Here is a 12,090-nt window from a genome sequence, read left to right as displayed (position 1 = left end):
CATTATGTCGGCGTTATCTCATGCCGAGGCTTGTAGAATGAAAAAAGTATTATTTGCAGTGTGTGCGATGACATTAATAAGTAGCCAAGCCGCTTGGGCTGATGCACGTCAGGATTTGCAACAACGATTAAATAAAGTAAATAGTTTTCAAGCGAACTTTAGTCAAACCGTGACCAGTAATGAAGGCTCACTTATTCAAAAAGGGGAAGGAAGTTTAAAAGTACAACGCCCTGATTTGTTTAATTGGCAAATGACAGCACCGGATGAGAGTACACTTATCTCTGATGGCAAAACATTGTGGTTTTACAATCCTTTTGTCGAGCAAGTCACTGCAACTTGGCTTGAGCGTTCTACAACCAATACGCCTTTTATGCTGATCGCCCGTAATGACAGCAAAGAGTGGCAAAATTATGATGTAAAACAGTCTGGTGATCGTTTTGAGTTAACACCTAAAGTAGAAAATAACTTAAAACATTTCACAATAACTGTATTACCTAACGGACAAATTCAGCAATTTGCCGCCACAGAACAAGACGGTCAAGTAAGCAATTATCAATTGACTGCACAGACTGCTGCGCCAATCGATGCATCCGTGTTTCGTTTTACACCTCCTGCGGGTGTGACTGTGGACGACCAACGTCAGTGAGGATATTTTGAGTAATTTATCACTCGATTTTTCACGCAATGAGTTCCAACCTTTAGCCGCAAGAATGCGACCTGAAACGTTGGAACAATATATCGGACAAACGCATTTACTTGCTGAAGGTAAGCCATTACCTCGAGCAATTAAAGCGGGTCAATTGCATTCCATGATCTTATGGGGACCTCCTGGCACGGGTAAAACTACCCTTGCCGAGATCATTGGTCGCTATGCGCAAGCCGATATAGAACGCTTATCTGCGGTGACTTCGGGTATTAAAGAAATCAGAGAATCTATTGAAATTGCGCGCCAAAATCGCAATGCAGGGCGTAGAACGATCCTGTTTGTTGATGAAGTTCACCGCTTTAATAAGAGTCAACAAGATGCATTTTTGCCCCATATTGAAGACGGTACGATCACTTTTATTGGTGCAACAACCGAAAATCCCTCTTTTGAATTAAATTCCGCGTTGCTATCCAGAGCAAGAGTTTATCTATTACGTTCGTTAACTGAAGCTGATATTGAGCAAGTGCTACAACAAGCGCTAGACGATCCAGAGCGAGGTTTAGGCGGACGCAATATTATCCTGCCAGATGATACGCGCAAAATGATTGCACAACTGGTTAATGGTGATGCCCGTCGTTCACTAAATTTGCTTGAAATGATGGCGGATATTGCTGAGGTCGATAATCAAGGAAAACGAGTATTAACGCCGGCATTACTGACAGAAATCAGTGGTGAGCGTAGTGCTCGTTTTGATAATAAAGGTGATCGCTTTTACGATCTAATCTCTGCATTACATAAGTCTGTAAGGGGATCTGCACCTGATGCCGCTCTTTATTGGTATGCACGGATCATAACAACAGGTGGCGATCCACTTTATGTGGCTCGTCGCTTATTGGCGATTGCGTCAGAAGATGTGGGGAATGCCGATCCTCGCGCCATGCAAGTGGCAATTGCTGCATGGGATTGCTTTACTCGTGTTGGTCCCGCAGAAGGTGAGCGCGCTATTGCTCAAGCAATTGTGTATCTGGCTTGCGCACCAAAAAGTAATGCTGTTTATACTGCATTTAAAGCAGCCATTGCTGATGCCAAAAGTAAGCCTGATTATGATGTACCTGAGCATTTGCGTAATGCACCAACAAAATTAATGAAAGAAATGGGACTGGGTGCTGAATATCGTTATGCTCATGATGAGCCTAATGCTTACGCGGCTGGAGAGGTCTATTTCCCTAAAGAAATGGCAAATACGCAGTACTATTACCCAGTAAAAAGAGGGTTAGAGATCAAGGTTGCAGAGAAATTAGACTGGCTTTCTCAACAAGATCAAAATAGTGTTACAAAACGCTATCGCAAAATGTAAAGATGCGGTAAGGTTATTAAATTATCATTAATTTCTTAACTATGCCTTGTCTCAGATATCTTTTTTATAAGATAGGAGAGAAGGTTTTTATTAATCTATCAATAAGCACAGGATAAGCATGCTCGATCCAAATCTACTGCGTAATGAGCTAGACGCGGTCGCCGAAAAACTGGCTCGCAGGGGGTTCACCCTCGATGTGGAAAAAATCCGTCAACAAGAAGAACGCCGTAAGGTGTTACAAGTTGAAACTGAATCCCTGCAAGCAGAACGTAATTCTCGATCGAAGTCCATTGGTGCGGCAAAAGCGCGTGGTGAAGATATTGAGCCACTTCGTCAAGAAGTTAACCTGTTAGGTGAAAAACTTGAAGCTGCAAAAGCCGAACTTGAAGTGCTTCAAGCGGAAATTCGTGATTACGTTTTAACGATCCCTAACATGCCAGATGATGCTGTTCCAAATGGCAAAGATGACAGTGAAAACGTTGAAGTTTCTCGTTGGGGCACACCAAAGACTTATGATTTTGAATTAAAAGATCATGTGACTTTAGGTGAACTAACAGATGGTTTAGATTTTGCTTCTGCGGTGAAAATCACTGGTTCACGTTTTGTTGTGATGAAAGGTCAAGTTGCACGTTTACATCGTGCTATCACACAATTTATGCTGAATTTGCATACAGAAGAGCACGGCTACCAAGAAATGTATGTTCCTTACTTGGTCAACCACGCAACTCTGTACGGTACAGGTCAGTTACCTAAATTTAGTGAAGACTTATTCCACACTAAACCGTTAGAAGAAGAAGCAGAAAGCCAATACGCGCTTATTCCAACAGCAGAAGTGCCTGTGACAAATATGGTAAGAGACGTTATTCTTGAAGAAGACGACTTACCATTGAAAATGACGGCTCATACACCATGTTTCCGTTCAGAAGCAGGCTCTTATGGTCGTGATACTCGTGGCCTTATTCGTATGCACCAATTTGATAAAGTTGAGCTGGTTCAAATTGCTCATCCTGAAAAATCAATGGAAGCATTAGAAGAGCTAACGGGTCATGCTGAAAAAGTACTGCAATTACTGAATCTGCCATATCGCAAAGTTGTGCTTTGCACCGGTGATATCGGTTTTGGTTCACGCAAAACTTATGACTTAGAAGTTTGGGTTCCGGCTCAAAATACTTACCGTGAAATTTCTTCATGCTCAAATATGTGGGATTTCCAAGCACGTCGTATGCAAGCACGCTTCCGTTCTAAAGGTGACAAGAAAATTCAACTTGTTCATACCTTAAATGGCTCTGGTTTAGCAGTAGGTCGTACTTTAGTTGCAATTATGGAAAACTATCAAATGGCTGATGGCCGTATTGAAATTCCAGAAGTGTTACGTCCATACATGAACGGTTTAGAATATATCGGTTAATTATTCTCTAATTAATTGAGTATTAATAATTTAACCCTCTGTTTAGGCAGAGGGTTTTTTATTATCTGTAGTAAATATATATCACCATTAATTTATCTTATATTGGAGATTAAATTCATAAAATAAATTATTTCCAAAGTAAAAATTCAATAATAGAAGCAATAGAAATAATTTAATTCTAAGGTATGTCATTTTTGTTTATCGCATTTTCATTCCCTGCTTGACAATTCCTCTCATTAACATTAATTTGGATTTCTAGATGTTTAGCCGTCTAGATTTCCATTTAATAAGTGAGTTGATTAAAATGATAACACTAAAAAATGTCAGCAAAATTTATCAGCGAGGGAAAAAGCAAACTGTTGCTGTTGATGATATTAATTTGAATATTGAGCAGGGAGATATCTTTGGCATCATTGGTTATAGTGGTGCTGGGAAAAGTAGCTTAATTCGTTTATTGAATCGCTTAGAGCCTGTAACAAAAGGGGAAGTGATTGTTGGTAAATACAATATTACCACTAGTAGTGAACGTGAGATCCGTAAAATCCGTCACTCAATTGGTATGATCTTTCAACATTTCAATTTACTGTGGTCACGCACTGTTAGAGCGAATATTGAATTTCCGCTCGAAATTTCAGGGTTAGATAAGAAACAACGTTTTCAACGTGCGGGCGAATTAATGGAGTTAGTTGGGCTTGCTGATAAAGCCGATGAATATCCATCAACATTAAGTGGTGGACAAAAACAACGTGTTGGTATTGCTAGGGCATTAGCAAATAATCCTGATGTTTTATTATGTGATGAAGCAACATCTGCATTAGATCCAAAAACAACACAAACAATTTTAGCTCTGCTCGCTGAAATTAATAAAAAAATGAATATTACGATTGTGTTGATCACACATGAAATGCAAGTTGTAAAAGCAATATGTAATAAAGTAGCGGTTATCGAGCAAGGAAAAATAATTGAACAAGGTGAAGTAGTAAAAATCTTTAACCAGCCAAAACATAAAGTGACACAACAGTTTTTATCACAATCAATACATGTAACAGATAACAGTGATGATATTGATAATATAAAACAGCAAAGTACAGTAATAAAACTGTTACTGCAAGAGGGTAAAAAATATGACTGTTTACTTTATGATTTAATTTCTAATTTTAATGAACCTATTAATTTAATAAAAGGTAGTTTTTCGAAAGAGAGTGGGTTTATTTATTTACAGTTAAATAATAAATCGGATGAAATCATCCAATATCTTGAGAATAATAAATTTGATATAGCGGTCGTGTGATATGGATGAAATACAAAGTTGGATTAATAGTTATTTACCTCATTTAAAACTCAATGTATTAGGTGAAGAAACATTAAATACATTATATATGACACTTGTTTCTGGTGCATTATCTTGCTTATTAGGGATCTTAATTGGTGTTGCATTATTTCTAACGGCAAAAGAAGGATATAAAGAGCAGGTTTCTATATATAGAACACTCTCATTTATTGTAAATATTTTTAGAGCGGTTCCTTTTATTATTTTAATTATCTTATTGTTTCCTTTTACTAAATTAATTGTGGGAACCATATTAGGTGTTAATGCAGCACTACCTGCATTAGTGATTTCAGCTGCTGCTTTTTATGCTAGGTTGGTTGAATTAGCATTACGTGAAGTTGATAAAGGTGTAATAGAAGCAAGCCTCTCAATGGGCGCTAATTTACCAACACTAATATTTAAGGTGTTATTACCTGAATCTTCGCCAGCTCTTGTTTCTGGTTTAACGGTAACATTGATTTCTTTAGTGGGTGGAACAGCTGTTGCCGGTGCAATAGGTGCGGGAGGGTTAGGTAATTTGGCTTATTTAGAAGGGTTTCAGCGCAGCCATCTTGATGTAGTTTGGATTGCAACATTAGTGATTTTATTTATTGTGTTATGTATTCAGTTATTGGGAGATAGTGTTGTAAGAAATATAGATAAACGCTAATTAAAAAATACTTCAATTAAAAATCAAATTTAAAATAAGGTTATAACAATGAAATTAACAGTATTTAAAAAACTGGGATCACTGCTACTTATTAGCCTAGCGCTCTCTGCTTGTAAACCATCAGATGAAAAATCAGAAAATAAATTAATTATCGGTGCATCAAGTACACCTCACGCGGAAATTCTGGAATTTATTAAACCACAATTAGCAAAAGAAGGATTAGAGTTAGATATTCGAATTTTTAATGATTATATTATTCCTAATCAGGCATTAGCGGAAAAAGAATTAGATGCAAACTTCTTTCAACATGTCCCTTATTTAAATAAAACACTTGCCGATCATCCTGATTGGAAATTAGTATCAGCAGGTGCAGTACATATGCACCCATATCGTTTTTTTTCACAGAAATATAAAAGCTTACAAGATTTACCTAATGGTGCAAAAATGATAAGCAGTAATAATCTAGCTCAACATGGACATATATTAAAACTTTTCCAAGATGAAGGTATAATTAAATTACGAGATGGTATTGATCCTGACGACTCTACAATTGATGATATTGTTGAGAATCCTCGTAACATTAAGTTTTTATTTACCTATGATGGCCCATTATTGCCACAAATTTATAAAAATGGAGAAGCGGATGTCGCTTCTATTGATGGACACTTTGCCATTAATGCAGGGCTCGATTTAACCAAAGAAGTTATTTATACAGAGCCTGCTGCTAACAGTAAGTTTGCCAATGTGATTGTCATAAGAGAGGAAGATAAAAATGATCCACGCATTGCTAAATTAATGGCACAGTTAAAAGCACCTGAAACCAAAAAGTTTATTTTGGATAACTTTAAAGGTGAAGCTGTTCCTGTTCCATAATCAATCTATTTTTAAATTAATGTGTAAAAGAGTGGTGTAAGAAATTATGCCACTTTTTTGTTTATTATAAGGGGGATTATAAAAAGGTTTTTAATAAAGAAATGACTATTTAACAAAAATATAACGCAATCCGTCATTGGTTAAACCGATCACGGCAGATCCTATTTATGCTGTTAAATTAGACTTATCGCTCGAATTTACCTCAGTTATTTTATGACGTTTCTATTTAATTAGAACCCTACAAAAGAGCATATTCTATGATAGTTTCTAAACAGCAGTTACATCAATTAATAAAAAACAAATTACATCATGCAGGATTGAGTGAGTCTCATGCAGATACGGTGGCTGATGTCTTAGTCCATGCTGATGCCAAAGGTATTCATTCTCATGGTGCTGTGCGTGTAGAGTATTATGCAGAACGGATCAGTAAAAGCGGTACAAATACAGCTCCTGATTTTACTTATACAGAAACGGGACCCTGTAGCGCTGTATTTGATGGTGATAATGGTGCTGGGCATGTTGCAGCGAAAGACGCAATGGAACGCGCAATTAAAATGGCACAGGAGAAGGGCGTCGCAGTCGTTGGTGTAAGACGAATTGGTCATAGTGGCGCACTTTCTTATTTTGTCGAGCAGGCATCACAAGCAGGAATGATAGGTATTTCGCTGTGTCAATCTGATCCAATGGTTGTTCCTTTTGGCGGCTCCGAAGTGTATTACGGCACTAATCCTATCGCTTTTTCGGCTCCCGGAGTAGGCGATAAACATATTACATTTGATATGGCAACAACCGTACAAGCATGGGGCAAAGTGTTAGATGCGCGTTCACGCCATGTCGATATTCCCGATACTTGGGCTGTCGATGAAAGTGGTAAACCTACAACCGATCCCTTTGCAGTAAAAGGTTTATTGCCTATTGCAGGACCTAAAGGCTATGGCTTGATGATGATGGTTGATGTGTTGTCTGGTATTTTACTTGGACTTCCTTTTGGAAAGCATGTCAGTTCGATGTATCACGATTTAACACAAGGGCGAGAATTAGGCCAATTGCATATTGTTATCAATCCTGCTTTCTTTACTGATGCCACTCTATTTAGAGAACATATCTCACAGGTTATGGGGGAATTAAATGCAATTAAACCTGCTCCTGATGTAGAGAAAGTGCTTTATCCTGGTGAGAATAGCCAAATAGAAGAACAAAGAAGCGAAAAAGAAGGCATTGAAATTGTTGATGAAATTTATAACTATTTGATCTCTGACGTGCTTTATAATAAATCTTATGATAATAAAAATCCGTTTGCGGGTTAATGATAATAGCTATTTATTCTAGACAATAAAAAGCAGTAGAATTTACGCTCTACTGCTTTTTTATTTAAGCAAGTTAATGCTAAGAATTAACTAACTAATTTACCAATATTAGATTCAGCGGTTTTATTTAGAGAAATTGTTCCATTTCCACCACTTCCGCCAATTCCACCGTTATTTCCTTGATTTCCTACATTATGGTGATAAAAAACGTCACGATAAGAGCCATACATTGCAGTGTAAGAAAGAGGAATGGTAATTAATAACCCTAAGCCAAATGGAATAACACTAATCGCGATAATAAAGAACAGCAAAATAAAGAAGAAGAAACCACCCGCTAAATTTATTTTTACTGCTGACAGGCTTGCTTTAACCGCAGGAAGAGCCTTGTAACCATTAACTAATACAAGTGCAGGAACAAACCAATAGGCAGCAGTACTTAACGCACCAAAAATAGCGATAATAATAAAAAATAATGTAAATCCAGATGAGTTATCCACCATCATTTCAGCAATGATTTCTTCAGGATAATCGCTATTGATAGCATAAAAAATATCCATCATAGCGGCACTGCTGACTAAAATAGCCAGAATAATACCTGCAAGTAAAATGAGAAAACTAATACCGTAAGCACCCATCAAACTAAGATAGCGTTTATTATAGAAACCAACAAATAAGGTATCAACATCAATACGTTGGGTTTCATACTGCTGATGAGCAATAGCCACGACACCTGCAGCTAATACAGTAGTAACAAAAGGTGAAATGATTGGACCCAATAGCGGAATAAATCCAAGAATGGTTGATATAATAAGACTAACGATAAAGTAGATAATAATAACGCCTATCCACATCCAAAAACGTTCTTTTATTAAATCCCATCCCAGTCCTAACCAGCGAACACCACCTGAGGCGCCTCGCGCTTGAGGAATAGGCGTAAATACCTCTTGTGGCTCTGTTAGCGATGAATTATTGTCTTGTTCCATTTCCTGTACCTTAATCCCGATATTTTTGTTTATAAATATAAGCGCTCTATAATATCTTTTTGTTTTGTTATTAATCAACTGTATTAAAGCTAATATAGGTTAAGGATAATCTTATAAAGACTATTTCGGTTTTTTGATAAGCGTGTTTCATATTTAATAATAAAAAACCGAATAGAGAAGAGCGTAAAAATCATTAATCTTATGAAAAATATATTATTTCTTAGAAAGTACTTTCAAGAATAGAGAGATATAAAATAAGAGGGATGAAGAGAAATGAAAAATAAGGCTTTCTAGTATCGATATGGTGTTACTTTATAAACAAAAAGCAGCGCTTAAAACCGCTGCTTCTTAAATTAATATTAAGTAGAATAACTTAATAGATAACTTTATGGCCGTAAGATTCAAGAATTGATTTTACATTTTCCATCGTCTCTTTTGACGGTGGATGAATACCATCTAGTTTGTATTCTTCTCCTAAAGCTACCCATTTATGTTTGCCGAGTTCGTGGTAAGGAAGAAGTTCTACTTTCTCGATATTTTTCATATCTTTAATAAATTCGCCTAAACGATGAGCAGAATCATCATCATCAGACCAGCCCGGTACAACAACATAACGAACCCATGTTTTTTGGCCTCGTTTTGCTAAATAACGTGCGAATTCAAGTGTACGCTGGTTTGATACACCAACCAGTTTCTGGTGGATCTCATCATTGACTTGTTTTAGGTCGAGCATCACTAAGTCAGTGGCATCCATTAATTCATCAATAACGGGATCATAACGACGAACAAAACCGTTAGTATCTAAACAGGTATGGATATTTTCTTTCTGGCAAGCACGGAACCAATCACGTACAAACTCTGCTTGCAAAATTGCTTCGCCGCCTGAAGCAGTAACGCCGCCGCCAGAAGCATTCATAAAATGACGATAGGTAACCGCCTCTTTCATTAGTTCATCAACTGTGACGATTTGCCCACCATGAGTATCCCATGTGTCACGATTGTGACAATAGAGGCATCTCATTAGGCATCCTTGAAAGAAAACAATGAAACGTATTCCGGGACCGTCAACAGTACCGCAGGATTCAAATGAGTGGATACGACCAAGTACGGACATAACAGGGTTACTCCAAAACTGTCTAATAAAAAGGCCCCAAAGTAGGGGCCTTTATTCTAAGCGATTTTATCTACTTTCTCAGTAAATAAATGCATATAGTTATCTTTATTACATTGTTTGTGTAAATGTACGGGTGATAACGTCTTGCTGTTGCTCTTTAGTCAGTGAGTTAAAGCGAACTGCATAACCAGAAACACGGATAGTTAACTGAGGATATTTCTCAGGATCTTCCATTGCTTCTAACAGCATTTCACGGTTCATCACGTTGACGTTCAGGTGTTGACCACCTTCGATGCCAGCTTCGTGGTGGAAGTAACCATCCATCAGACCAGCAAGGTTCGCTTTACGAACATCATCATCTTTACCTAATGCATTAGGTACGATTGAGAAGGTGTAAGAAATACCATCTTTCGCATAAGCAAATGGCAGTTTCGCAACAGAAGTCAGAGAAGCTACCGCACCTTTTTGGTCACGACCGTGCATTGGGTTAGCACCTGGTCCGAATGGCGCGCCTGCACGACGACCGTCTGGAGTGTTACCTGTTTTCTTACCGTAAACAACGTTTGAAGTAATAGTCAGGATTGACTGTGTAGGTACCGCATTACGGTATGTACGCAGTTTCTGAATTTTCTTCATGAAACGTTCAACTAAGTCACAAGCGATGTCATCTACACGAGAATCGTTGTTACCGAATTGTGGGTATTCGCCATCAATTTTGAAGTCAACCGCTAAGCCGTTTTCATCACGGATTGGAGAAACTTTTGCATATTTGATTGCAGACAGTGAGTCAGCAGCAACAGACAGACCTGCGATACCACATGCCATTGTACGATATACATCACGGTCATGAAGTGCCATCAGAGCTGCTTCATAGCTGTATTTATCGTGCATGTAGTGGATAACGTTCAGCGCAGTGACGTACTGAGTTGCTAACCAATCCATAAAGTGATCCATTTGGTTCATCACGGTATCGAAGTTTAATACTTCGTCCATGATTGGCGCATGTTTTGGACCTACTTGGATTTTCAGTTTTTCATCAACACCACCATTGATGGTATACAGTAAGGTTTTCGCTAAGTTTGCACGAGCACCGAAGAACTGCATTTGTTTACCAACAACCATTGGGCTAACACAACATGCGATTGCATAGTCATCGCTGTCGAAGTCAGGACGCATTAAGTCATCATTTTCGTACTGGATTGAAGAAGTATCGATTGAGACTTTCGCTGCGTATTTTTTAAAGTTGATAGGCAGTTGTTCTGACCACAGGATGGTCATGTTTGGTTCTGGTGATGGACCCATTGTGTACAGGGTATTTAAGAAACGGAAAGTATTCTTAGTTACCAGAGTACGACCATCTAAACCCATACCTGCTAAAGATTCTGTTGCCCAGATTGGGTCACCAGAGAACAGCTCATCATATTCAGGAGTACGTAAGAAACGAACCATACGTAATTTCATGACTAAGTGGTCAATTAATTCCTGAGCTTGTTCTTCTGTCAGTAAACCTGCATCAATATCACGTTGGATGTAGATATCTAAGAAAGTAGATACACGACCAAATGACATTGCAGCACCGTTTTGAGATTTAACCGCGGCTAAGTAACCGAAGTAAGTCCATTGTACTGCTTCTTTAGCGTTTTGAGCTGGGCGAGAAATATCGTAACCGTATTTCGCAGCCATTTCTTGGATTTGACCTAAAGCAGCGTGCTGCTCTGCGATTTCTTCACGCAGTTGGATAGTCATTTCCAGATCTTCGCCTTTTTCCATTCTTTCTTGTAAAGAGGTGAATTGGGCAAATTTATCTTTACGCAGGAACTCAATACCGTACAGTGCAACACGACGGTAGTCACCGATGATACGGCCACGACCATATGCATCTGGTAAACCTGTTAAGATACCAGATTTACGGCATTTCATGATGTCTGGAGTATAAACATCGAAAACGCCTTGGTTGTGAGTTTTACGGTAATCAGTAAAGATTTTTTTCAGTTCTGGATCTAGCTCACGGTTGTAAGCTTGACAAGAACTTTCAACCATACGGATACCACCGAATGGGATGATCGCACGTTTCAGAGGTGCATCAGTCTGTAAACCTACGATTTGTTCTAAATCTTTAGTGATGTAACCCGCATCGTGAGATGTGATAGTTGAAGCAACAGAAGTATCAAAATCAACCGGCGCATGCGTGCGGTTTTCGATTTTGATGCCTTCCATAACTTGTTCCCAAAGTGTATCAGTTGCTTTAGTGGAACCTGCTAGGAAAGATTCGTCGCCTTCATATGGAGTGTAGTTTTTTTGAATAAAGTCACGAACGTTAACACCGTTCTGCCATTCACCTTCAGAAAAACCTTTCCATGCTTCAGCAAATTTTTCATTTAAATCAGACATGATACTTCTACCTTTTTACAATGGAACTTAAG

At 38.2% G+C, this 12,090-nt stretch carries 10 protein-coding genes; 7 read left to right on the top strand and 3 right to left on the bottom strand.

Annotated features, from left to right (window positions below):
- Nucleotides 1-37 precede the first annotated feature (37 nt).
- The 7 genes from lolA to allD all read left to right on the top strand — a co-directional run bounded on the left by lolA (nucleotide 38) and on the right by allD (nucleotide 7,570).
- Nucleotides 38-646, top strand: a complete 609-nt coding sequence (gene lolA / locus AB4J89_RS07145) for an outer membrane lipoprotein chaperone LolA (protein ID WP_368468724.1) — start codon at nucleotides 38-40, stop codon at nucleotides 644-646.
- 7 nt (nucleotides 647-653) lie between these two features.
- Complete coding sequence (locus AB4J89_RS07140) at nucleotides 654-2,003, top strand: replication-associated recombination protein A (RefSeq protein ID WP_368468722.1); 1,350 nt, start codon at nucleotides 654-656, stop codon at nucleotides 2,001-2,003.
- Nucleotides 2,004-2,121: 118 nt separating this feature from the next.
- A complete protein-coding gene (gene serS / locus AB4J89_RS07135) occupies nucleotides 2,122-3,411 on the top strand; it encodes a serine--tRNA ligase (RefSeq protein ID WP_088493304.1) in 1,290 nt (429 codons plus the stop codon).
- A gap of 259 nt (nucleotides 3,412-3,670) precedes the next feature.
- Nucleotides 3,671-4,702 (top strand): methionine ABC transporter ATP-binding protein, encoded by a 1,032-nt coding sequence (locus tag AB4J89_RS07130; protein WP_368468720.1) that lies wholly within the window; start codon nucleotides 3,671-3,673, stop codon nucleotides 4,700-4,702.
- A 1-nt stretch (nucleotide 4,703) separates the two neighbouring features.
- Entirely contained in the window at nucleotides 4,704-5,390 is a 687-nt protein-coding gene (locus tag AB4J89_RS07125; RefSeq protein WP_088493303.1) for a methionine ABC transporter permease, read from the top strand.
- 48 nt (nucleotides 5,391-5,438) lie between these two features.
- Nucleotides 5,439-6,263, top strand: coding sequence for a MetQ/NlpA family ABC transporter substrate-binding protein (locus tag AB4J89_RS07120; protein ID WP_088493302.1), 825 nt, complete (start codon nucleotides 5,439-5,441; stop codon nucleotides 6,261-6,263).
- A 257-nt stretch (nucleotides 6,264-6,520) separates the two neighbouring features.
- Nucleotides 6,521-7,570, top strand: coding sequence for an ureidoglycolate dehydrogenase (gene allD / locus AB4J89_RS07115; RefSeq protein WP_368468718.1), 1,050 nt, complete (start codon nucleotides 6,521-6,523; stop codon nucleotides 7,568-7,570).
- A gap of 86 nt (nucleotides 7,571-7,656) precedes the next feature.
- Here the strand turns inward: allD and AB4J89_RS07110 are convergent, their stop codons facing one another.
- From AB4J89_RS07110 to pflB, 3 genes are all read right to left on the bottom strand, one after another.
- Nucleotides 7,657-8,553, bottom strand: coding sequence for a BPSS1780 family membrane protein (locus AB4J89_RS07110; RefSeq protein ID WP_088493300.1), 897 nt, complete (start codon nucleotides 8,551-8,553; stop codon nucleotides 7,657-7,659).
- Between the two features lie 373 nt (nucleotides 8,554-8,926).
- Nucleotides 8,927-9,667, bottom strand: a complete 741-nt coding sequence (gene pflA, locus AB4J89_RS07105; protein ID WP_023581312.1) for a pyruvate formate lyase 1-activating protein — start codon at nucleotides 9,665-9,667, stop codon at nucleotides 8,927-8,929.
- A 108-nt stretch (nucleotides 9,668-9,775) separates the two neighbouring features.
- A complete protein-coding gene (gene pflB, locus AB4J89_RS07100; RefSeq protein ID WP_088493299.1) occupies nucleotides 9,776-12,058 on the bottom strand; it encodes a formate C-acetyltransferase in 2,283 nt (760 codons plus the stop codon).
- Nucleotides 12,059-12,090: the final 32 nt, after the last annotated feature.

The organism is Proteus sp. STS61-E (assembly GCF_040932335.1).
In the GTDB taxonomy this organism is placed as follows: domain Bacteria; phylum Pseudomonadota; class Gammaproteobacteria; order Enterobacterales; family Enterobacteriaceae; genus Proteus; species Proteus mirabilis_B.
Note: the sequence above shows the minus strand (reverse complement) of the source record. Positions and strands in the feature narration are given on the sequence as shown.

What these genes read in the sequence shown, in the direction of transcription:
- AB4J89_RS07125 (WP_088493303.1), top strand. Translation starts at nt 4,704, where the DNA reads ATGGATGAAATACAAAGTTGGATTAATAGTTATTTACCTCATTTAAAA.
- pflB (WP_088493299.1), bottom strand. Translation starts at nt 12,058, where the DNA reads ATGTCTGATTTAAATGAAAAATTTGCTGAAGCATGGAAAGGTTTTTCT.
- AB4J89_RS07110 (WP_088493300.1), bottom strand. Translation starts at nt 8,553, where the DNA reads ATGGAACAAGACAATAATTCATCGCTAACAGAGCCACAAGAGGTATTT.
- AB4J89_RS07120 (WP_088493302.1), top strand. Translation starts at nt 5,439, where the DNA reads ATGAAATTAACAGTATTTAAAAAACTGGGATCACTGCTACTTATTAGC.
- allD (WP_368468718.1), top strand. Translation starts at nt 6,521, where the DNA reads ATGATAGTTTCTAAACAGCAGTTACATCAATTAATAAAAAACAAATTA.
- serS (WP_088493304.1), top strand. Translation starts at nt 2,122, where the DNA reads ATGCTCGATCCAAATCTACTGCGTAATGAGCTAGACGCGGTCGCCGAA.
- pflA (WP_023581312.1), bottom strand. Translation starts at nt 9,667, where the DNA reads ATGTCCGTACTTGGTCGTATCCACTCATTTGAATCCTGCGGTACTGTT.
- lolA (WP_368468724.1), top strand. Translation starts at nt 38, where the DNA reads ATGAAAAAAGTATTATTTGCAGTGTGTGCGATGACATTAATAAGTAGC.
- AB4J89_RS07130 (WP_368468720.1), top strand. Translation starts at nt 3,671, where the DNA reads ATGTTTAGCCGTCTAGATTTCCATTTAATAAGTGAGTTGATTAAAATG.